The 20270-nt window shown below is 71.0% G+C and carries 22 protein-coding genes and 1 pseudogene; 6 read left to right on the plus strand and 17 right to left on the minus strand.

The window, feature by feature from the left end:
* Window positions 1–485 precede the first annotated feature (485 nt).
* Window positions 486–1379, minus strand: coding sequence for a replication-relaxation family protein (locus ACFYXC_RS38290; RefSeq protein ID WP_389557336.1), 894 nt, complete (start codon window positions 1377–1379; stop codon window positions 486–488).
* 742 nt (window positions 1380–2121) lie between these two features.
* Window positions 2122–3000, minus strand: a complete 879-nt coding sequence (locus ACFYXC_RS38295) for a hypothetical protein (RefSeq protein ID WP_389557337.1) — start codon at window positions 2998–3000, stop codon at window positions 2122–2124.
* Window positions 3001–3854: 854 nt separating this feature from the next.
* Here ACFYXC_RS38295 and ACFYXC_RS38300 point away from each other — a divergent pair.
* Window positions 3855–4031 (plus strand): annotated as a pseudogene (locus tag ACFYXC_RS38300) (hypothetical protein); the annotation flags it as partial.
* Window positions 4032–4711: 680 nt separating this feature from the next.
* Here ACFYXC_RS38300 and ACFYXC_RS38305 read toward each other — a convergent pair.
* The 6 genes from ACFYXC_RS38305 to ACFYXC_RS38330 form a co-directional block, all read right to left on the minus strand.
* A complete protein-coding gene (locus ACFYXC_RS38305; protein ID WP_389557338.1) occupies window positions 4712–4984 on the minus strand; it encodes a hypothetical protein in 273 nt (90 codons plus the stop codon).
* Window positions 4981–5355: a fluoride efflux transporter CrcB gene (gene crcB, locus ACFYXC_RS38310; RefSeq protein WP_389557339.1), complete on the minus strand. Its 375-nt coding sequence runs from the start codon at window positions 5353–5355 to the stop codon at window positions 4981–4983. The genes ACFYXC_RS38305 and crcB (ACFYXC_RS38310) overlap by 4 nt, the downstream gene beginning before the upstream one ends.
* On the minus strand, window positions 5352–5699 hold the full coding sequence (locus ACFYXC_RS38315) for a DUF190 domain-containing protein (RefSeq protein WP_389557341.1): 348 nt from the start codon (window positions 5697–5699) through the stop codon (window positions 5352–5354). The genes crcB (ACFYXC_RS38310) and ACFYXC_RS38315 overlap by 4 nt, the downstream gene beginning before the upstream one ends.
* Entirely contained in the window at window positions 5696–6181 is a 486-nt protein-coding gene (crcB, locus tag ACFYXC_RS38320; protein ID WP_389557343.1) for a fluoride efflux transporter CrcB, read from the minus strand. The genes ACFYXC_RS38315 and crcB (ACFYXC_RS38320) overlap by 4 nt, the downstream gene beginning before the upstream one ends.
* A 259-nt stretch (window positions 6182–6440) precedes the next feature.
* Window positions 6441–7712 carry an MFS transporter gene (locus ACFYXC_RS38325; RefSeq protein ID WP_389557344.1) on the minus strand — a complete coding sequence of 424 codons (1272 nt, stop codon included), beginning with the start codon at window positions 7710–7712 and terminating at the stop codon, window positions 6441–6443.
* On the minus strand, window positions 7709–9112 hold the full coding sequence (locus ACFYXC_RS38330) for an NAD(P)-binding domain-containing protein (RefSeq protein WP_389557345.1): 1404 nt from the start codon (window positions 9110–9112) through the stop codon (window positions 7709–7711). The genes ACFYXC_RS38325 and ACFYXC_RS38330 overlap by 4 nt, the downstream gene beginning before the upstream one ends.
* Before the next feature lie 110 nt (window positions 9113–9222).
* Here ACFYXC_RS38330 and ACFYXC_RS38335 point away from each other — a divergent pair, with 110 nt between their 5' ends.
* From ACFYXC_RS38335 to ACFYXC_RS38345, 3 genes are read left to right on the plus strand one after another with little or no spacing between them, the layout of a single operon-like run.
* Window positions 9223–10284 carry a flavin-containing monooxygenase gene (locus tag ACFYXC_RS38335; protein WP_389557408.1) on the plus strand — a complete coding sequence of 354 codons (1062 nt, stop codon included), beginning with the start codon at window positions 9223–9225 and terminating at the stop codon, window positions 10282–10284.
* 42 nt (window positions 10285–10326) lie between these two features.
* Window positions 10327–10701 (plus strand): helix-turn-helix transcriptional regulator, encoded by a 375-nt coding sequence (locus tag ACFYXC_RS38340; protein WP_125537260.1) that lies wholly within the window; start codon window positions 10327–10329, stop codon window positions 10699–10701.
* Between the two features lie 32 nt (window positions 10702–10733).
* Window positions 10734–11240 carry a GNAT family N-acetyltransferase gene (locus tag ACFYXC_RS38345; RefSeq protein ID WP_389557347.1) on the plus strand — a complete coding sequence of 169 codons (507 nt, stop codon included), beginning with the start codon at window positions 10734–10736 and terminating at the stop codon, window positions 11238–11240.
* A gap of 5 nt (window positions 11241–11245) precedes the next feature.
* On the opposite strand, the gene ACFYXC_RS38350 is transcribed toward ACFYXC_RS38345, so the two are convergent.
* Together ACFYXC_RS38350 and ACFYXC_RS38355 are read right to left on the minus strand one after the other, a co-directional pair.
* Window positions 11246–11587, minus strand: a complete 342-nt coding sequence (locus ACFYXC_RS38350; RefSeq protein ID WP_389557349.1) for an STAS domain-containing protein — start codon at window positions 11585–11587, stop codon at window positions 11246–11248.
* A 145-nt stretch (window positions 11588–11732) separates the two neighbouring features.
* On the minus strand, window positions 11733–12143 hold the full coding sequence (locus ACFYXC_RS38355) for a MerR family transcriptional regulator (RefSeq protein WP_389557350.1): 411 nt from the start codon (window positions 12141–12143) through the stop codon (window positions 11733–11735).
* A 413-nt stretch (window positions 12144–12556) separates the two neighbouring features.
* Here ACFYXC_RS38355 and ACFYXC_RS38360 point away from each other — a divergent pair, with 413 nt between their 5' ends.
* On the plus strand, window positions 12557–14047 hold the full coding sequence (locus ACFYXC_RS38360) for a SulP family inorganic anion transporter (protein WP_389557352.1): 1491 nt from the start codon (window positions 12557–12559) through the stop codon (window positions 14045–14047).
* A 141-nt stretch (window positions 14048–14188) separates the two neighbouring features.
* Here the strand turns inward: ACFYXC_RS38360 and ACFYXC_RS38365 are convergent, their stop codons facing one another.
* Window positions 14189–14401: a three-helix bundle dimerization domain-containing protein gene (locus tag ACFYXC_RS38365; RefSeq protein WP_389557354.1), complete on the minus strand. Its 213-nt coding sequence runs from the start codon at window positions 14399–14401 to the stop codon at window positions 14189–14191.
* Between the two features lie 14 nt (window positions 14402–14415).
* Window positions 14416–15219, minus strand: coding sequence for a phosphatase PAP2 family protein (locus ACFYXC_RS38370; RefSeq protein ID WP_389557355.1), 804 nt, complete (start codon window positions 15217–15219; stop codon window positions 14416–14418).
* Between the two features lie 165 nt (window positions 15220–15384).
* Here ACFYXC_RS38370 and ACFYXC_RS38375 point away from each other — a divergent pair, with 165 nt between their 5' ends.
* Complete coding sequence (locus ACFYXC_RS38375; protein ID WP_389557356.1) at window positions 15385–15690, plus strand: PadR family transcriptional regulator; 306 nt, start codon at window positions 15385–15387, stop codon at window positions 15688–15690.
* A 10-nt stretch (window positions 15691–15700) separates the two neighbouring features.
* Here ACFYXC_RS38375 and ACFYXC_RS38380 read toward each other — a convergent pair whose 3' ends face one another.
* The 5 genes from ACFYXC_RS38380 to ACFYXC_RS38400 form a co-directional block, all read right to left on the minus strand.
* Complete coding sequence (locus ACFYXC_RS38380; RefSeq protein ID WP_389557357.1) at window positions 15701–16210, minus strand: DoxX family protein; 510 nt, start codon at window positions 16208–16210, stop codon at window positions 15701–15703.
* A 119-nt stretch (window positions 16211–16329) separates the two neighbouring features.
* Window positions 16330–17601: an APC family permease gene (locus tag ACFYXC_RS38385; protein ID WP_389557358.1), complete on the minus strand. Its 1272-nt coding sequence runs from the start codon at window positions 17599–17601 to the stop codon at window positions 16330–16332.
* Between the two features lie 128 nt (window positions 17602–17729).
* Entirely contained in the window at window positions 17730–18791 is a 1062-nt protein-coding gene (locus ACFYXC_RS38390; RefSeq protein WP_389557359.1) for an ArsO family NAD(P)H-dependent flavin-containing monooxygenase, read from the minus strand.
* Window positions 18788–19906: an ACR3 family arsenite efflux transporter gene (arsB, locus tag ACFYXC_RS38395; protein ID WP_389557361.1), complete on the minus strand. Its 1119-nt coding sequence runs from the start codon at window positions 19904–19906 to the stop codon at window positions 18788–18790. The genes ACFYXC_RS38390 and arsB overlap by 4 nt, the downstream gene beginning before the upstream one ends.
* Window positions 19903–20211 carry an ArsR/SmtB family transcription factor gene (locus tag ACFYXC_RS38400; protein WP_389557362.1) on the minus strand — a complete coding sequence of 103 codons (309 nt, stop codon included), beginning with the start codon at window positions 20209–20211 and terminating at the stop codon, window positions 19903–19905. Before ACFYXC_RS38400 ends, arsB begins: the two co-directional genes overlap by 4 nt.
* Window positions 20212–20270 lie beyond the last annotated feature (59 nt).

Below are 20270 nucleotides of genomic sequence, written 5' to 3' on the forward strand. Positions count from 1 at the left end.
GGTACGACAAACTCGCCGTCCGCTACGAAGCGACCGTGCTGGTCGCAGCCATCAACGAGTGGCTATGACCAGCACTTTCGCAACAGGCCCTAGTGCCCCCGCTCTTTCAGCAGGCGTAAGACCACCAACCCCTTGGTGCGGCGACGGTGTTGACCGTGCGGTCCGTTGTTAGCGTCGGCTCATATGGCGGCCGCCGCCGTCCCGTGCTACCTGCATCCTCAAGGAGACGCTGGCCATGTTGCCCACCACCGGACCCGAGGCATCCTTCACGGTCGCGCTCGCCGCCATGCCCGTGATCAGTGCCTTGCATCTGCTGATCCCGAGGTGCTTCGGCGCGCGATTCGAACCGGAGGTCTGGGACCGCCACATGCGCGTGCTCGCCACCATCTGGTCGCGCCCGCCCCGGGCCGAGGGCGACATGTTCGATAATGCCAAATACGCGCGCGCAGTTCAGGCGGCTGGTGACCAAGGCGCGGGCAGAGTCATCACAGAGCGGTCCACGGGCGAGGCTTGCCCCCAATTAGCGGCACCCACACTGACCCACTGGGACCGTGTTGCTCGATGTCTTCCAGGACCGCGGCTCCCAGCTGCACCTCGCGGGCGAGGGCCGCGACGAGCTGGTGCTGAGCGACCATCGCCTGCAGATCACTGATCCTGTCTCCCAGCCTGGCCCGGGAGGCGCCGGTGAGCACGAAATGTACGCGGGGGAAAACCGGATACCAGCGCAGCCAGGCTGGGTCCGTGGAGATCGGCCTGCGGCGGCCGATGGGCTGGACTTCGTACTGGAACAGCCGGGCGTACTCGATCAGTTTCACGGCCAGGCGCTCGCTGCTCATGGTGGTGCGGTCGATCTCCACGAACGCGCGGAGCTTCCGCCGTTGCTCGCCGTCGGCGACGGTGTAGTGCATGACAGCGTCGGCAACGAGCCGTTCCCCTTCACCCAGGGGATGAGATACCTCAGGGGTCCAGTCCCACGGGCCGTGCTCGTGCCCCAGCCGACGGGCGTCTGCCGCAAAGGCCAGGTGGGCACGCACGACAGTGAGCGTGTGCGGCGTCTTCAGCGAGGCGGCCGTTGCGGAGTTGATCGGATACGGAGGGCGGCCCCGCAGCACTGGGAAGTCCCGCGCCAGGCGGGCACCTTCGCCCGTGAGGTACCAGGCGCGGGTGCGATTGGACTGGGGCAGCACCGTGCAGTCGACGAGCCCCTGCTGCCGCAGCTTATTCAGCGGGGTGGAAACGGTCTGGCGGGCGACGTTCGGCCGAAGCAGGTCGTGGAGTTGGCTGGTCGTGGCCATCCGGTGCTGGGCGAGCGCGGACAGAAGCTGATGGGGCAGCGGCTCGTCGGGCCTGGGAGTGTACGAGGCAGCGGTAGCGGTCACCGGTGTCCCTTCTTGGCGGAAGACGTGGTCGAACTCCCACGTCAGAATGAGGTGTTGCTGCCTCTGAGGAAACCTGTTGCCCCCGACCCGGCCACCGACCACGACGCCCCAACCATGGTCACGATGGGGACACAAAGGCGGTGGTCGGGCCTGTGGTCGGTCCGACCACCGCCTGAACGCTGCTGCGCGTTGCGCCCTTCACAGCGCTGGTCAGTTGCCCCGTCTAGGGGCGGGAGGGACTGTCCGATCCCGTAGGACCACGAGACGCCGCTGTACTGAGTCAGGATTTGCCGGATAGGGACGGATCGGGGGAGCCCCGCCAAAGTGACGGCAGGTCGGTGCAAGGTCTGGCACCTAGAACACCTTGGGTGCACCGCTGCCAGCTCTTAGTCGGTCGGGTGTGGCTGGCATCGTGTATGCCGCGTACGCCGAGGACCTTGACTCGCTTGAGTCGGCAGTGGTGCCGGTTGACGCTGGCGATGGGAGGCGATCCCTGCATCGCTGCGTCAGCGCCCTCGGGGGGTGCAACAGGCGAAAGGGCCTCAAAACCTGCCGGCAAGGGCTGCCGGTCGAAGAGAGCGATGGCCGGCCCGGGATCCGAGGATCCCGGTGGGAGGTTGACAGCCTCCCCCGGCCATCGGCCGACACACCCGGCCCGCCGGGGTCACACGAAGGAAACCCACAGCCGGGTGCCGTGCATGGTCAGGATAGCGGCCGCTTTTCGCTACCTGCTTCTTGTGTGTCAGCCCGCCTGCAGGGTGCCGCGCGCCTCATCGATCGTCTTCTTCCACGCGACGGCGCTGCCGTGGCCGGGATGGGACTCGGCCAGGACCTCGACGGTGACCGCGCCCGGGTCCGCGGCCGCACGCAGGGCATGCACGGCTGCTTTCATACGGCGCTCGGCGAGTTCGGAACTGGTGGGGACCTGCTGGCGGGCATGTGCGAGAGCGATGACCCGCCGGCGCTTGTAGCGGTTGCTGGTCAGTCCCCGGTCGCTGCGGAGGACGTCGTCCGGCCTGGCGAGCTCGGGCAGGATGCCGCGGGCGATGGCCCGGTTGAGCTCCAGGTGACTGCTGTAGCCGAGCATCGGCGCGGCCTGCTTAGTGTCGAGCAACTCCTCCGGGTCTCCGTCCTCGGCCGGAGCGGCCGCCTGCGTGCGGGATTTGCTCTGGGTGTTGCCCGGGCCCGGGCGCTGGTCGATCCAGTCGGCGACGGTGCCCAAGTACCAGGAGCGGCGCAGACGGCCGCCTTCGGTGGTCTCCGCGACATCGGGCTCGGGGAAATACCCGGGCCGGTCCGCGAGCCAGCCGAGCAGGGTCACGGTCCGCTTGTGGCCGAGCACCTTGGCCACCTCTGACGTCGACATCAACCGGTCGCGGGGGCCGGTGAGCAGGCTGTGGGAGACGGGGGACCGTGACGCCTTTGCCGTGCGGTAGGCCGTCAGGAAGGGGCCGATGGTGCCGCGCTTCCACCGGCGGCGCCGGCCCTCGATCTCGTCCGGCTCCGGGCATCCGGTGGTGGCGCGGTCCCGGTACAGCTCGCTCAGGCGCGAGGGGCTGAGGCCGAACTCGTCGTGGATCTGCTTGGAGTCTAGGAGTTCGTTCTCGTCGGTGCCGGTCATCGTCTTCCTCCAGGAAGGCGTGTTGAGGGGCGAAGGGCCGCGTGAGCTGGATGCGCGGAGGGCGGGGAGGAGGGCGCCGTCGGCGGCAGCGGTGGATGTGTGTATCTGGCGGATGCTGTGAGCCTGCATGATGGTGACCTCCCTTCGGTCGGTGTCCGATCTCGGTGGGCCGCTGTGAACTGCGCCGGCGCCGATAGTTCGATACTAGATATAGCGTGTCGTGGTTGGCAAGCTGCGGACCCGAGATTTTCTCCAGTTGGGAGCGCGGAACGTGGGTGTGAGTGCTGCCCGCCCCGCCGGACACTTCTGCTCCGAGCAGATCGTACGAGGTCAGGACAGGTGTACTGGGCGAGTAGTGGGTAGTGCGAGCCAACACGGCTTCTCCGGGGGAAGTAGTACAGGGCGGTGGGCCTGGGGCCCCGTCGACGGGCAAGGTTCCCTCGTGCAGGGGTGGTGAGACCCTCAGGACGCCGTCGGTTCGGGGTCGGGATGTTTGGGATACGGAATTCGAGTAGGAAGGCCGAGTTTGATCTGCTCTCGCTCGCGGCGGGTGCGGCCGAGCCGGAACACGTAACGGTGAGCGCCGCGGTGGCGAACGCTGCGAGCACCGACCGCGACCAGGGCCTCCCGGAGCCAGACGGCCCGGTTGCAGCCAGCCCGCGGCACCGGCGCCCCGAGCGCGATGAGCTGGGCTTCTGCATACTCGTGGCCCTACTCCTGGCAGCGGACCTTCTGTGCCGCCCGGTCGGAAGCGCGTGGGTTCGCGGATTCTTGGACGGGGCAGCTGCTGAACCCGCGCGTCGGCGCCCGGTTGGAGACGGGAACGAGGGTGGGTTCATGTGAGTCTGCCGGGGATGCGGCGGCGGTCAGAGCCGCGGGAGTCCGCGGCGTTCGGCGGCGGTGGTTGTCCATGGTGCGATGCGCGCGGCGGCCACGGAGGCGGTGGCCAGGAGAGGTGCCCGGTGGGGCACGGGCAGAGCACCACCAACGCGGCGGGCCGCTTCACCGGCTGGGTCGACGCTGCGCTGACGGCCCACGGGGAGAAGCAGGCCGCCGCGGCGGCGGAGCCGCTGGCCCGCGAGCACCGCGACGACGGCAGTCAGGGCTGGCAGCGCCATCAGCACGCGCGCGCCGTGGCGGTCGAACAGCCAGCCGGTCGCCAGTGCGGCGACGGCGTCGACGGCCATGGTGGCGTAGAGCACCGGCACCCACGCCGCCGCCATGAGGTGCCGCTCGACCAGGTGGTACGACAGCACGCCGAAGGTGGCGAACCCGGCGGTGATGGCGGCGGTGAACACCGCGTACGTCCAGAACGCGGCCGGAAGGCGGCCATCGGTGTGCGCCGCGTCGCCGGTGCTCGGTGTGGCCTCCCGTTCATACGCCTCCGGGTCGGGCACCCGGGCCCGGAGCCACACCAGCAGCCCCAACGCCGCGACGCCCGGGATAGCGAGTACGCCGAGCGCAGGCCCGTAGTCGTCGCCGGTGATCGCCAGCATGCCCGCCACGACGAGCGGCCCGACCAGAGCCCGACCTGGTCCATCGCCTCGTGCACGGCGAAGCCGCGTCCGCGCCCGGTGGCGGCGGTGGCGTGCGACAGCATCGTGTCCTTCGCCGGCGAGCGCACCGCCTTGCCCACCCGTTCGGCGACCACCAGCGCACATGCCGCCCACAGCACCCCGACCATGCCGCAGCAGCGGTACGGAGACGACCGTCAGCGCGTATCCGGCGATCGCCAGCCCCCAGAAGCGGCGAGTGCGGTCCGCCAGCGGGCCCGAACCAGCCGCAACCCCAGGGCCGCCGCCTCGCCCGCGCGGGTCACCACGCCCACCACCAAGGCCGACGCGCCCAGCGAGGCCAGCAGCGGGCCGGTGATCGAGCGGGCGCCCTCGTACACGAAGTCCGCGCGCAGGCTGACTGTGCCGAACCAGACCACGAACCGCCACGGCCGCATCCCGCCCGGCTGCCGGGCGGACGCCGTGGTCACGCCCACAGCGCCTCGGCGAAGGCGACCCCGACGAACGCCGCGCCCAGTCCGGCCACGACGCTCGCGATCACGTTGGCGGCGGCGAAGAACCGTGCTCCGTCCTCGGCGAGGCGCAGCGTCTCGTAGGAGAACGTCGAGTACGTCGTCAGCGCCCCGCACAGCCCGGTGCCCAGCAGCAGCTGCACGTGTGAGGAGGCGGCCCCGGCCACCATCGCCCCGCTCAGCAGGCCGAGGACGAAGCTGCCCACGACGTTTACGGTGAAGGTGCCCCACGGGAAGACGGTGTCGTGCCGTTTCTGCACAGCCCGGTCGGTCAGGTAGCGCAGGGGCGCGCCTATCGCCCCGCCGACGATCACCAGCAGCCAGTTCACGCGTTGCTCTCCCTGCCCACGTACCGGATGACCTCGCAGTCGTCGAGGATCACCAGTCCCTCGCCGACAAGTTCGTCGAGCTGCGGCAGAAAGGCACGTACCAGTTCCTCGGTATCCACGATCACGATCGCCACCGGCAGGTCCTCGCTCAGCGACAGCAGCCGCGAGGTGTGGATCAGTGACGAGGCCCCGAAACCCTCGATGCCCCGGAAGACGCTTGCTCCCGCCAGCCCGGCCTTGTGGGCGCGGTGCACGATCTCGGAGTACAGCGGCTTGTGGTGCCAGGTGTCGTTCTCCCCGATGAAGACCGTCACCCGCAGAGCCCTGCCTGTCAGCCTCGTCATCCCTGCCTCCATGCCAGAACGCGGCGCGTCGCCGTCACCGCGAGCCATACGGCGGCGAGCGCCGCCAGCACCGTCGCCGCGAGATAGGCCAGACCGGTACGGGCATGACCTGCGTCCACGAGCTTCTGGATGTCGACGGCGTACGTCGAGAAGGTCGTGAAGCCGCCCAGGACGCCGGTGCCGAAGAACGGCCGCACCAGCCTGTGCGCCGCCCACACATCGCTGATGATCACCATGAAGACGCCGATCACCGCACAGCCGACGGCATTGATCCACAAGGTGGTCCACGGAAATGCCCCGGCCGCGGCTGGCCACAGAAGCGAGGCTCCGTACCGGGCGCAGGCCCCGATGGCTCCGCCGATCGCCACCACCGCCACGATCGGCCCTTGTGCCCGCCAGGACTGCTGCCGCTGGGCGGGCATGTGCAGATCGACGTCGGGGTCTGTGGGTTCGCCCACCGCCTGGGGCTTCGGGGCTGTCATGAACGTACGTCTCCTACTCGCCGGGGCCCGCACGCACGCGGGCACACACCATCGCAAGTAGGGACTGTTGGCGGCACCAGTGCCGCGGTTCGGGTACGGCGAGCCCCACCGCCGCGCCGCGATCGCAGATCACGGCCGAAGGCCAGAGTATCTCGGTGCCTGCTGCGGTGCCTTTGTGGTCCACCTTCCGGACCGCATCGCCGGCGTTCCAGGACGAACCCCGCCTTTGTTGGCAAAAGTCGCTGATGTTGCTCTGCAGTTACTCTGCGGAGCGATCAGTAACGATTGCGGGCCGCCGTCCGGATCCGCGGCGTACGGCGCCGGTGGCTGTCCACGGTGCGATGAGCGCGGCGCCTAGGGAGACGGCGGCCAGGAGGAGGAAGAGGGGCCGGTATCCGCCGAGGGGCACGGCCAGGGCGGCGCCGGCGAACGGCGCGAGTGCTGCTGCTGTGTGGGCAGGTGCGGCGAGGAGTCCGGAGAGGTGTCCGTAGTGGGTGGTGCCCCAGCGGTCGGTGATGGCGGTGGCCTGGAGGAGGGTGAGGTTGCCGCGGACCATGCCGGCTACGACTGACACGGCGATGATCAGGGCGTACGGGCCGAGGGCGGTGGCGAAGGCGGCGGTGGTGAGGGCACCGAGCGCGATCAAGATTGTGGTGCGGGCGGTGGCGGTGGTGCGGCGGGCGAGTGCGGCGTACAGGGTGCGGCCGAGGGTCTGTCCGGCGCCGCCGATGCCGAGGGCCCAGGCGGCCTGGCTGGTGGTGTAGCCGCGTTCCAGGAGGAGCGGGACGAGGGCGATGACGACGGCGTACATCGCGAAGCTGGACAGGGTGAAGGCGGCGGCGAGCAGGAGGAACGGTCGGCTGCGTCCGACGCCCGCAGCGCCTGCGGCCGCGTGTGCACGGCTCGTTGGGGCGTCGGGCCAGGGTGCGCGCAGTGCCAGGGCGTGAGTGGGGATGGTGACGGTGGCGAGGATAGCGGCGAGGACGAGGTAGGTGTGGCGCCAGGACAGCTGGTCGGCGAGGGCTGCGGTCAGCGGTGCGAAGACGGTGGAGGCGAGCCCGCCGGCGAGGGTAACGATGGTCAGGGCGCGCACGTGGTCGGGGGCCCACCAGCGGGTGAGGGCGGCGAACGCGGGCTGGTAGAAGGTGGCCGCCATTGCCAGCCCGGCGAGCATCCAACCGGCGATGAAGACCGGGAGGTTGGGGGCTGCGGCCACGATCAGCAGGCTGATGACGCCGAGCACAGACCCTGCGGTCATGACGGTACGGGGGCCGCGCCGGTCGAGGATGCGGCCGACGCGGATTCCGGCAAGGGCGGAGACGACGAGAGCGAGGGAGAACGCCGCGGTGGTCGCTCCGGTCGGCCACCCGGTTGCGGAGGTGATCTGGGGGTTGAGGACGGGGAAGGCGTAGTAGGCGATGCCCCAGCTCACGATCTGCGTCAGGCAGAGGGCGGGCAGGGCGGCGCGGGGCCGCGTCCGGTCCCCTGTTCCGGTCGCGGCCCCGCTCGCTGGGGTACCCAGGCTTGTCACGAGCCGCAGCAGCCGCCCGCCGGGGCCTGCTCAGCAGCCGCGCCGACCGCGGCGGGGGTGCCGAGCTGGACGAGCTGCGGTGCGGGCGCGCAGCAGCCGCCGCCGTCGGCCTCAGCGGTGTCGGGCGCGTCGAACAGGCCGGCGCCGCCGCAGACTCCGGTCTCGGGGAGGGTGAGTTCGACGCGGTCGGCGGACTCGAGGTCGCCGGCGATCGCGGCGGCGACGGAGCGGACCTGCTCGTAGCCGGTCATGGCGAGGAAGGTCGGGGCGCGGCCGTAGGACTTCATGCCGACCAGGTACATGCCTTGCTCGGGGTGGGAGAGCTCGCGGTGGCCGTGCGGGTAGACGGTGCCGCAGGAGTGCTGGTTGGGGTCGATCAGCGGAGCCAGCGCGGTGGGCGCCTGGAGGCGTTCGTCGAGGCCCAGGCGCAGTTCGTCGAGGAAGGACAGGTCGGGGCGGAAGCCGGTCAGGATGATGACCTCGTCGACCGCGTCGAGACGCCGTCCGTCCTCGCCGACCAGGATCAGCCGGTCGTCGGGGCCGCGCTCGATCGCCTCGGTGCGGAAGCCGGTGACCGCGTCCGCGTGTCCCTCGTCGACGGCGGCCTTCGCCGCCAATCCCAGGGCCCCGCGCGCCGGGAGCTGGTCGGCTTCGCCGCCGCCGAAGGTGGAGCCGGAGATGCCCCGGCGCAGGATCCATACGCCCTTCGTGCCCGCGCCGGCGTCGGACTTGGCGAGGTCAGCGAGATAGACGAGGGCCGTGAAGGCGGAGGCGCCGGAACCGATCACGGCGGTGCGCTTGCCCGCGTACCGGGCGCGCACGGCCGGGTCCTTCAGGTCCGGGACGCGGTAGGTGATCCGGTCCGCAGCGGCCTTCTCGCCGAGCGCGGGCAGCCCACTGCCGCCGGCCGGGGACGGCGTAGTCCAGGTGCCGGAGGCGTCGATGACCGCGCGGGCGAAGAGGCGCTCCTCACGGCCGTCGGCGTAGGCGACGTGCACGACGAACGGCTGGGCCTCGCGGTCGGCATCCACGATCCGGTCCCGGTCGGCCCGGGAGACGCCGGTGACCGTGGCGCCGGTGCGGACACGGTCACCGAGGACGTCGGCGAGCGGCTGCAGGTACTGCTCGGCCCAGTCGCCGCCGGAGGGGTAGGTGGCCGGATCCGGCCTCGTCCAGCCGGTGGGAGCGAGGAGCTTCTCGGCCGCCGGGTCGACGACCTCACCCCAAGTGGAGAACAGCCGCACGTGCGACCACTCGCGCACCGCGGCACCGGCCCTCTGGCCGGCTTCCAGGACTAGGGGCTCGATGCCCTGGTCGATCAGATGAGCGGCGGCGGCCAGACCGGCGGGTCCGGCCCCGATCACGATGACGGGCAGCTCGGTGGTGGCGGGCGCGATCACGGCGACTCCTTGCGTGTTTCGACATCTGTCGATGGCTTGCGCGGCCCAGCATGACACCTGTATTGATGAGCGTCAACATAGACATCTATCGAACCCAGGGGGATTCGCTGATGGAGCGCATCGACGTCGCCGTCATCGGCGGTGGCCAGTCCGGACTCGCCACCGTCCACGCCCTGCTGCGGCGCGGGCTGCGGCCGGTGGTGCTGGAGGCATCAGACCGTGCGGCCGGGTCGTGGCCGCACTACTACGACAGCCTCACGCTGTTCTCACCCGCCCGGTACAGCTCCCTGCCCGGGATGCCGTTCCCCGGCTCGGACCCGGACCGCTACCCGCACCGCGACGAGGTCGTCGCCTACCTCACCGCCTACGCCGACCGCCTGGATGCCGATATCCGCACCGGCTGCCGCGTCAGCGCGATACGCCGCGCCGGCGGCGGCTTCGAGGTGGAGCTGGAGGGCGGCGGCCGGCTGTCCGCGCGGGCCGTCGTGGCGGCCTCCGGGACGTTCGGCCGACCGCACCGGCCCGCGCTGCCGGGCCTGGAGGAGTTCGCCGGGCAGGTGCTGCACGCCGCTGACTACCGCAGTCCGGCCCCCTTCTCCGGCCGCCGGGTGGTCGTGGTCGGGGCCGGGAACTCCGCAGTGCAGATCGCCGCCGAGCTCGCCGAGACGGCACGGGTCACGCTCGCCACCCGCGCCCCGGTGAAGTTCGCAGCCCAGCGCATCCTCGGCCGCGACCTGCACTTCTGGACGACCCGTACCGGCCTGGACACCACGCCTCTCGGCCGGCTCCTTGGGCGCCCGCCGGCGCAGCCGACCCTCGACGACGGCCGCTACCGGGCCGCCCTGGCCGCCGGACGGCCGGAGCGACGGCCGCTGTTCGTCGGCGCCGACGGGACCGAGCTCACCTGGCAGGACGGGAAGCGGGAGGACATCGACGCGATCGTGCTCGCCACCGGCTACCGCCCCGACCTGCCTTACCTCGCCGGCCTCGACGGCGCGCTCGACGCCGCCGGGAACCCCCGCCACCGCGAGGGCGTGGCGACGGACGTTCCGGGGCTGGCGTTCGTCGGGCTGGAGTGGCAGCGCAGTCTGTCGTCGAACTCGCTGCGCGGCGTGGGCCGGGACGCGGACCGCATCGCCCGGCGCCTGGCCGCCCGCCTCGCGTGCCGGTGACCGCCCTCGACCCACTGGTTCGACGTGTGTCAACATAGACGCATGTCGAATGCGAAGGTGCTGCCGCTGCTCGAGCCCGCCGACGGTCAGGGTGTGGCGCCGTGCTGCCCGCCGCTGACCGAGCGCCCGATGACCGCCGAGGAGGCCGAGACGGCCGCGCGGATGTTCAAGGCGCTGGGCGACCCGGTCCGCCTGCGGCTGTTCTCCGCCGTGGCCTCCCACGAGGGCGGGGAGGCGTGCGTGTGCGACATCTCCGACGTCGGCGTTTCCCAGCCCACCGTCTCCCACCACCTGAAGAAGCTGAAAGAGGCCGGGCTGCTGACCTCCGAGCGGCGTGGCACCTGGGTCTACTACCGGGTCGAGCCGTCCGTGCTTGCCGCGATGGGCAAGCTGCTGACCCTGCCGGCCGCGGCCTGACGATCGAACGGAATCGGACAGAGGGGGAAGCGGTGAGCGGGGCGCTGAGCGCGGTGGTGGTGCCGCTGGCGGCGGAGCATGCCGAGCAGGTGCTGGCGATCTACCAGGCGGGCATTGACGAGGGCAACGCGACCTTCGAGACCAGCCCACCATCGTGGGAGGCGTTCGAGGCCGCGAAGCTGCCCGAGCACCGCTTCGCCGCTCTCGACGCGGACGGGTCGGTGCTGGGCTGGGTCGCGGCGAGCAGGGTGTCGGACCGGTGCGCGTACGCGGGGGTGGTTGAGCACTCCGTCTACGTCCGCCCCGACGCCCGTGGCCGCGGCATCGCCTCCGCCCTGCTCAAGGCGCTGATCGACTCCACCGAGCGGGCCGGGATCTGGACCATTCAGTCCGGGATCTTCCCCGAGAACAGCGCCAGCCTCGCCGCCCACCGGCGTGCCGGCTTTCGTGTCATCGGCACTCGGGAGCGGATCGGGCGCCACCGCGGCGTCTGGCGCGACGTGGTGCTGGTCGAGCGCCGCAGTCCCGCCGTCATCTGACGTCCTCACTCCTCGATCACGGCGACCGCATCGAGCCCGGCGTGGCGCAGCATTCGCTGGACGGCGCGCCGGGCCCCGTGGATTGTGAGTGTCGCGGGCTTTGGCCGCAGCGTGGCCGCCCGCAGCAGCGCGTAGGCGCACGCCAGGTCGAAGCGGGTGACCCCGCTCATGTCCACGAACCACTCGGTGGCCTCCCGCAGCGACGGGGCATCGAGGCGTTGTTCCAGCTCTCGCAGCGACTCGGTCCCGATCTGACCGACCAGGACCAGCTCGGCCGGGCGGTTCTCGGGCGCGGAGACCGCCATAACCGGCCCGGCCGGCGGCGTGGACGGGTGGTCGGCTGCCACGGTGACCTCCTTCAGGGGCCCGGTGCGTCTACTTTGTTCCTCTATGGTCACCCCAGGCCCCGTGCCTGGGAGGGGTCCTCGGGAGTCGCAGCCACAGCATCTGATGCGCTGCCGCAGAGGCAGAGCACGCCGGAGCCGGAAACGGTCAGGGGCGCACCGGCTCGCGCTCGGGCAGCCGTGCCCGCAGGGTGGCGGCGAAGTCCTCGGCGCGGGCCAGCTGCACGCGCAGCTTCTCCACCTGCTGCGCCGCGCTCTGTTCGTACTCGCGCACGCGCTGAAGGAGTACCTCGCGCTCATCCGGGCCGAGTTCGTCACCGGCGTCGAGGCGGTCGGTGGCGTCCAGCAGGTCGCGCATCTGCTCCAGCGTGAAGCCGAGCGGCTTCATCCGCCGGATGACTATGAGACGGGCGACGTCGGTCTCGGTGTAGAGCCGGAACCCGCCCTGGGAGCGGGCGGAGGGGACGACGAGACCGGTCTCCTCGTAGTGCCGGATGGTACGCAGGGACAACTCCGTTCGCGCGGCGACCTCGCCGATCTGCATGTGCTTGCCGTCCACGCCCGTGTTCCTGGCCCTTCCCGTCATGGCGGGCCGCGTCCCGTGCGACCCCACCTACCTCTACTCTAACGTTAGGGTAGAGTTGATGAAGGTGAGGGCGGCACGGCTGCCCCGCTGCTGCCGTTTCCGGGGCCGATGGCGCCCCCGGCGAAGATTCTTGCAGGAGAGACGCGTGCGCGAGCCCATGACGCCGACCGCCGCTGCCTGCCCGCCGTGACCCTTCGCCCTCGGACGTGACCCGCCCGGCCGGACACCATCCCGGCCTCCGGCTCGCGTCCTCCATGACTTCCCGGCCCGCCTCGGGCCGCCCGCGGGAAACCGGCCGGTCTCCCGCGCTCCTTCCCGCACGCCCCGGCCTGCCCGGCGGTGTGCCCGAGCACGACAGGTACGCATTTTCCTTGTCTTCTGCTGCTGTGACTCCGACCGCGCGGCTGCGCGGCCTCAAGCCCGACTGGCTGAACAACCCCAAGGTCTGGCGCACCGAGGTCCTGGCGGGCCTGGTCGTCGCCCTTGCGCTGATCCCCGAGGCGATCTCGTTCTCGATCATCGCCGGGGTCGACCCGGCGATCGGCCTGTTCGCCTCGTTCACCATGGCGGTGGTCATCTCGGTCGTAGGCGGCCGACGCGCGATGATCTCTGCCGCCACCGGTGCCATCGCCCTCGTGATCGCCCCGCTCAACCGTGAGCACGGCCTGGGCTACCTGATCGCCGCCGTCATCCTGGCCGGCGTCTTCCAGATCACCCTGGGCGCGCTTGGGGTGGCGAAGCTGATGCGGTTCATCCCGCGCTCGGTGATGGTCGGCTTCGTCAACTCCCTCGCCATCCTGATCTTCATGGCCCAGGTCCCCGGGATGCGCGACGTGCCGTGGGCGGTGTACCCGCTGATCATCGGCGGGCTGGCGCTCATGGTGTTCTTCCCGAAGATCACCACCGTGGTTCCCGCCCCGCTCGTCTCCATCGCCGTCCTGACCGTGATCACGATCGCGGCCGGCATCGCCGTGCCGACCGTGGGCGACAAGGGCGAACTGCCGTCCTCCCTGCCCGTGCCGGGCCTGCCGGACGTGCCGTTCACGATGGACACGCTGACGACGATCGCCCCGTACGCGTTCGCGATGGCGCTGGTCGGCCTGATGGAGTCGCTGATGACGGCCAAGCTGGTCGACGACATCACCGACACCCACTCCAACAAGACCCGCGAGTCCATCGGCCAGGGCGTCGCCAACATCGTCACCGGCTTCTTCGGCGGCATGGGCGGCTGCGCCATGATCGGCCAGACGATGATCAACGTGAAGGTCTCCGGCGCCCGCACCCGCGTCTCCACCTTCCTCGCCGGCGTGTTCCTGATGGTGCTGTGCATCGCCTTCGGCCCGCTCGTCTCCGACATCCCCATGGCCGCTCTGGTCGCCGTCATGATCATGGTGTCGTTCGCGACCTTCGACTGGCACTCCATCGCCCCCAAGACCCTTAGGCGGATGCCCGCCGGCGAGATCGCCGTCATGGTCATCACCGTCGCCGCGGTCGTCGCCACCCACAACCTCGCCATCGGCGTCGTCGTCGGCTCCGTCACCGCCATGGTCATCTTCGCCAAGCGCGTCGCCCACCTCGCCGAGGTCACCCGGCTCGTCGCCTCGAACGGCACGAGCGTCCTGTACACCGTGACTGGCGAGCTGTTCTTCGCCTCCTCCAACGACCTCGTCGGACAGTTCGACTACGCCGCCGACCCCGACAAGGTCGTCATCGACCTGTCCGCCGCGCACATCTGGGACGCCTCCTCCGTCGCCGCCCTGGACGCCATCGAGACCAAGTACGCCCAGCGCGGCAAGACCGTCGAGATCATCGGCCTCAACGACCCCAGCGCCGACCTCCACTCCAAGCTCACCGGCGAACTCGCCGGCAGCCACTGACCCGGTCCCGAACGGCGAGGGGACCCCGGCCAGGTGCCGGGGCCCCCTCGTCGTTCGCGCTACATGTCCGTACGCCGTAGCCATACGGGCAGGACAGCGCGGATGCGGAAGCCGGGGAGGGAGGGGAGGGCGGGCCCCGGGTCAGGTGGTCGCCTTGCGCCGGGGCGGGTTACGGGCGAGGGTGTCGCCGGCCTGCCGCTGGGTCAGCGCGGCCAGGTGCGTCGTGACGGTCGCGTTCCGGCGGAGCCGGGTGTGGGTGGCATAAACGGTCTCGGCGACGACCTGTTCGCCGTGGTGCGGAAAGCGGGCGGCAAGGTGCTCGATGACGCGGTCGAGGGAGTGCTCGCTGTCCATGACGGGACTCGCCTTCAGATATCGGTATCCGATGTCGATTCACGATATCTGCTCGGGCGGGGCTGTTGCAGGCCCTGACTCAGATCGACGGCGGCGGGCGAGGTGCCCGTCCGGGCGGCGTCCTCGTGCGGCCGGGCGGCGTGCCAGGTCGCGGCGGCGCCTGTGGCCAGCGCGGCACCGAGGAGGGTTCCGGCGAGGGTGTCGGTGAGCCAGTGCACGCCGAGGAAGACCCGGGTGAAGCAGGCGGCGGCGACGGCGACAGCGGCGGTGACCGCGCCGAGGCGCACCAGGCCGGCGGGCAGGTGGGTGATACGGGCGAGCCACAGCAGCAGCACGCAGGTGGCGGCCGTGGTCATGGCGTGGCCCGAGGGCATGGCGGCGAATTCGGCGGAGTCGACGGGGCGTTCCCATTCGGGACGGTCGCGGCCGATGGCCCGGCGCAGCACGGAGCGCAGCGCCCATTCCACGGCGGAGGTGCAGGCCACCCACCAGGCGAGGAGCCGCCGGCGGCGGTGCCACAGCCACGCCACGGCTGCGGTGAGCAGCAGGCGCATGGTCCACGGGTCGACGACCCAGTCGGTGACGATGCGGCTGGCGTGGGTGAGGCCGGGGTGCTGGAGCGCCACCGCGTGCAGACGCGCGGCCACCGCCTGGTCCAGGCGCAGAACGGGCTGCGCGCCGGCGACGACCAGGGCGATGGTCAGCGCCGCGGCGGCGGTGAGCAGCAGGGCGGCTTTGCCGGCCGGTGCGGCGAGCCATGCGGTCACCGCAGCTCTGGCCGGTCCTGGCCACCTGCCGGGCCTGTCGGTGTCCGTCATCGCGGTTGCCTCCAAGGATCAGGGTCCTGGTCTTGTGCCCCGTGCCTGGCTCACCGACCACAGGGGGGCACACGCAGAGAGCCGGAGCGAACGGTGCGCCACGTCGTAGACTCGATACCCGATATCGGTTTCGTCACTGCCCGGTGGGCGGCGAGGTGGGTAAAGGTGCGGGAGTTCCAGCGGGGCGCGGTGCGGCTGCACATCCTGCATCACGCGGCCGAGGGAGAGATCCACGGCGCGTGGATGACCGAGGAGCTGGCCTCGCACGGCTACCAGATCAGCCCCGGCACGCTGTATCCGACGCTGCACCGGCTGGAAGTGGACGGACTGCTGACCTCGGAGCAGCGCGTTGTCGAGGGCCGTACCCGGCGCGTCTACAAGGCGACCGAGGCCGGGAAGAAGGCCCTGGCCGAAGACCGCAAGGCACTGGCGGAGCTGGCTCGCGAAGTCCTCGGCGACGACGCCCCATAGAACCGGCGCGTCACCTGCTCGCGACCTCGGCATCCGCAGTCGGGCTGGCGGCTCGGCGGGTGAGGCGGGCGTCGAGTGAGTAGGCGCCGGCGCCGACGAGGAGCAGGAAGAGGCTGCCGCACAGCTGGGCGAGGTCGGTGCGTGATTCGTGGGCGAAGTCCCACCAGCCGGATTTGCCGGCGAACAGCGGGGCGTCGCCCCACAGGATCGGCAGCTTGGTGATCGCCAGTGCGCCGAGCATGTTCACGATCATCGGGATCACGGCGAGGCGGGTGGCGAGGCCGGCCAGGATCAGCAGGCCGCAGGCGATCTCGAAGAAGCCGTCGAGCGGCGCGAAGAAGCCGGGGGCGGGGATGCCGGCCTTGTCGAAGCGGCCGGTGCCCTGGGCGTCGGGGCGCAGGAACTTCAAGATCCCCTCAGACAGGAAGACCGCCCCGACGTAGAGGCGGATGAGGATGGTCGCGGCGGGCGCGTCGGTGGCGGTGAGCCTCGCCTGCCAGGTGCTGCTGAGCGGTGTCATGCGGGTGCCCCTCTGCCATGCGGAGACGTATCGGGTGTCGATATCGTCCCGCGAGGCAAAGGGGCACCGGCGGTTTCCCGCCTCCGCGGAGCGGGCGTGTCGTACGGGTTGGCGGGTGGTCAGCTTCGGGCGGCGAACCGGCGGCGGACGCCGTACCAGGCGGCACCGGCGGCCAGGACCGCGGCACCGGAGATCACCGATGACACGGGCAGCGCGAAGGCCAGCACCAGACAGCCCACCAGCCCGACGACCGGAATAACCCGGGCGGGGCGGCCCTCCTCGGGGGTGAGGGTGAATGCGGAGGCGTTGGCGACGGCGTAGTAGACCAGGACGCCGAAGGAGGAGAACCCGATCGCCCCGCGCAGGTCCCCGGTCGCGGCGGCCACGGCCACGACGGCGCCGACGACCAGCTCGGCGCGGTGCGGCACCTTGAACTTCGGGTGCACCGCGGCCAGGGCGTGCGGCAGGTGCCGATCGCGGGCCATGGCGAGGGTGGTGCGCGAGACGCCGAGGACGAGGGCGAGCAGGGAGCCGAGCGCGGCGACGGCAGCGCCGACGCGGACGACGGGGACCAGCGAGTCGGCGCCCGCGGCCCGCGCGGCATCCGACAGCGGCGCGGTCGCCTCGGCCAGATTTTCCGGGCCCAGCACCATCAGGACGGAGACGGCGACGACCGTGTAGACGACGAGGGTGATCCCCAGGGCGATCGGGATCGCCCTGGGGATGGTGCGCGCCGGGTCACGGACCTCCTCGCCCAGGGTGGCGATGCGCGCGTAGCCGGCGAAGGCGAAGAACAGCAGCCCCGCCGCCTGGAGCACCCCGCCGAAGGTCGCGTCCGAGCCGACGTCCAGCCGCGCCGCGTCCGCCCCGTCGGAGGTGAGGGCGGCGACCACCACGGCGGCGAGCACCGCCAGGACCACGGCCACGATGACCCGGGTGAGCAGTGCGGACTTCTGGACCCCGGTGTAGTTCACCGCGGTGAGCGCCACCACCGCCGCGACCGCGACGGCGTGCGCATGGCCCGGCCAGATGTATGAGCCGACGGTGAGCGCCATCGCCGCGCAGGAGGCCGTCTTGCCGACCACGAACGCCCAGCCTGCCAGGTAGCCCCAGAAGTCGCCGAGCCGCTCGCGGCCGTAGACGTAGGTGCCGCCCGAGGCCGGGTAGCGGGCGGCGAGCCGGGCGGAGGAGGTGGCGTTGCAGTACGCCACCACGGCGGCCAGCGCCAGGCCGATCAGCAGCCCCGACCCGGCGGCCCGCGCGGCAGGGGCGAGCGCGGCGAAAATCCCGGCGCCGATCATCGATCCGAGGCCGATCAGCACAGCGTCGGACACCCCGAGCCGGCGGTGCAGCTCGTCCGGCATTCCGGCAGCGGTCGGTTGCTTGCTCATCGCTCACTCCTCGGCGACACAGACATCCATGACGGAGATCGATATCGGAAGACGATACGGGAGTCGGGCCGCCCTCCATCCCCTGGCCCCGGGGCAGCGGCCGGGTCTCGTTGAGGTCCGACGGGAGGTCAGCGCAACAGGGCCGTGAGGGCGCGCGCCGCGTCGCGGGCCGGGCGGCCGACGCCGATGAGTGTGGCGGAGGCCGGGCCGGTCCAGTCGCCGTAGCCGAGCAGGTGCAGCCGTGGCTCGCCCAGAGCTTGGGTGCCGTCAGTGGGGATGCGGCCGCGTGGCCCGCGCAGGTTCAGCGGGGCGAGGTGGGACAGGGCCGGCCGGAATCCGGTGCACCAGATGACCGTGTCCACGTCGGCCTCGCTGCCGTCCGCCCACCGGACTCCGTCGGCGGTGAGCTGGGAGAACATCGGCTTCGCGGTCAGGAGACCGGCGTCGCGGGCGGTGCGGACAGGCGGCACGGCGACGATGTCGCCGAGCGAGGCCACCCCGCCGGTGTCGCTACGGCCCGCTTCGAGGGCGCGGCGGCGTGCGGTAGCGACGTCGAACAGGGCACGGCCGTCGATGTCGTCGGCCAGGAAATGGGGTGGGCGCTGGGTCGCCCACGTGACGTCGACGCGGCCGTGCAGGGCAAGGTCGGCGGCGATCTGGGCGCCGGAGTTGCCGCCGCCGACCACGAGGACGCGCTGACCGGCGAAGTCGGCCGGGGAGCGGTAGTTCACGGTGTGCAGCTGCCGGCCGGTGAAGGTGCTGCGGCCGGGGGTGGCGGGGGGGAAGGGTCGCGACCAGGTGTCGGTGGCGCTGATGACCGCGCGGGCCCGCCAGGTGCCGGTGTCCGCCTCGACCAGGAGGTGGTCGCCCGCGGAGCGTACGGCGTCCACGCGGGTGCCGTGCTGGACAGGCAGGTCGTAGCGCTTCTCGTAGTCGGTGAGGTAGTCCACCACGTGCCCGGCGTCCGGATACGTCTCACCTGCCTGGGCGGGCATGAGCCGTCCGGGCAGTGAGGAGTGCTCCGCCGGGGAGAACAGGTGCAGGGAGTCCCACATGTGCTGCCAGGACCCGCCCGGCGCCGGATCAGCGTCCAGGACGATGAAGTCCAGGCCCTGGCGGCGCAGGTGGTAGCCGGCGGCGAGCCCTGCCTGGCCGCCGCCGACCACCACCACCTGCGTGTGCTGCGTCACGGGGCCGTCGTCACCGCGTCGGCGGCGAACTTCCGTCGCCAGGCGAGCGCGACGTAGACCAGGCCGATCAGGACCGGGACCTCGATGAGCGGTCCGACAACGCCCGAGAGGGCCTGGCCGGAGGTGACACCGAAGGTGGCGATGGCGACCGCGATGGCCAGCTCGAAGTTGTTGCCCGCCGCAGTGAACGCCAGCGTCGTCGTGCGGTCGTAGGCCAGGCCCAACCCCTTGCCGAGCAGGAAGGTGCCGAAGAACATGACCGCGAAGTACACCAGCAGCGGCAGCGCGATCCGGGCGACGTCCAGCGGCTGCGAGGTGATCGTCTTCCCCTGGAGGGCAAAGAGGATGACGATCGTGAACAGCAGCCCGTACAGCGCCCAGGGGCCGATCTTCGGCAGGAAGCGCTGCTCGTAGCCCTCGCGGCCCATCTTCTTCTCACCGATGCGGCGGGTCAGGAAGCCGGCCAGCAGCGGGACGCCGAGGAAGATGACCACGTTCGCCGCGATCTCCCACATGGAGATGTCCAGGTGCTCGCCGTCGCCGAGGCCGAGCCAGCCGGGCAGCAGGTCGAGGTAGAACCAGCCGAGCAGACCGAACGCGATGACCTGGAAGACGCTGTTGAGCGCCACCAGGACGGCGGCCGCCTCGCGGTCACCGCAGGCGAGGTCGTTCCAGATGATGACCATGGCGATGCAACGGGCCAGGCCGACGATGATCAGGCCGGTGCGGTACTCGGGCAGGTCCGGCAGGAAGATCCACGCCAGCGCGAACATCACCGCCGGGCCGACGATCCAGTTGATGACGAGGGAGGAGACCATCAGCTTCCGGTCGCCGGTCACGGCGTCCAGCTTGTCGTAGCGGACCTTGGCCAGGACCGGATACATCATGATCAGCAGGCCCAGCGCGATCGGTAGGGAGATCCCGCCGATCTCCACCTTCGCCAGCGCGTCGTTCAGTCCGGGGATCAAGCGTCCGAGACCGAGCCCGACGGCCATGGCGATGAGGATCCACACGGCGAGGTAGCGGTCGAGCGTGGAGAGCTTCTTGACGATCGAGTCGTCCCCGGCCGGGCCGGCGCCTTCGGTGGAGGCGGTGGTTGGCTCGGTGGAGGTCACGGGCAGGCCCTCTTGTTCTCGGAAGCGGTACGGGCGGAGGCGGCCAGCTCGGCGAACTGCTCGGACAGGCCGGCGAGGACCTCGGGCTTGAGCTTGTAGTAGGTGAAGCGTCCGCACGGCTCGGTCTCCACCAGTCCGGCCTCGCGCAGGACCTTCAGGTGGTTGGAGAGGTTGGTCTGCTTGGCTCCGGTCTCCTCGACCAGGTGTGTCGTGCAGAGCGTCTCGCGCGCCAGCAGGGTCACGATCTGAAGGCGGAGCGGATCGCCCAGCACCCGGATCACGTCAGGATCGACTGAAGTCAGCATGCACTGATACTCTCACATCATCACTCGCTGATACCAGCGGGGGCTGAAGTCATTGGCGG

It is taken from the genome of Streptomyces sp. NPDC002701 (assembly GCF_042889045.1).
Lineage (GTDB): Bacteria > Actinomycetota > Actinomycetes > Streptomycetales > Streptomycetaceae > Streptomyces.

Excerpts from the sequence above, each read along its gene's own strand:
- ACFYXC_RS38295 (WP_389557337.1), bottom strand. The coding sequence starts at position 3,000 with ATGACCGGCACCGACGAGAACGAACTCCTAGACTCCAAGCAGATCCAC.
- ACFYXC_RS38315 (WP_389557341.1), bottom strand. The coding sequence starts at position 5,699 with ATGACGAGGCTGACAGGCAGGGCTCTGCGGGTGACGGTCTTCATCGGG.
- crcB (WP_389557343.1), bottom strand. The coding sequence starts at position 6,181 with ATGACAGCCCCGAAGCCCCAGGCGGTGGGCGAACCCACAGACCCCGAC.
- ACFYXC_RS38335 (WP_389557408.1), top strand. The coding sequence starts at position 9,223 with ATGGAGCGCATCGACGTCGCCGTCATCGGCGGTGGCCAGTCCGGACTC.
- ACFYXC_RS38340 (WP_125537260.1), top strand. The coding sequence starts at position 10,327 with ATGTCGAATGCGAAGGTGCTGCCGCTGCTCGAGCCCGCCGACGGTCAG.
- ACFYXC_RS38365 (WP_389557354.1), bottom strand. The coding sequence starts at position 14,401 with ATGGACAGCGAGCACTCCCTCGACCGCGTCATCGAGCACCTTGCCGCC.
- ACFYXC_RS38370 (WP_389557355.1), bottom strand. The coding sequence starts at position 15,219 with ATGACGGACACCGACAGGCCCGGCAGGTGGCCAGGACCGGCCAGAGCT.
- ACFYXC_RS38380 (WP_389557357.1), bottom strand. The coding sequence starts at position 16,210 with ATGACACCGCTCAGCAGCACCTGGCAGGCGAGGCTCACCGCCACCGAC.
- ACFYXC_RS38385 (WP_389557358.1), bottom strand. The coding sequence starts at position 17,601 with ATGAGCAAGCAACCGACCGCTGCCGGAATGCCGGACGAGCTGCACCGC.
- ACFYXC_RS38400 (WP_389557362.1), bottom strand. The coding sequence starts at position 20,211 with ATGCTGACTTCAGTCGATCCTGACGTGATCCGGGTGCTGGGCGATCCG.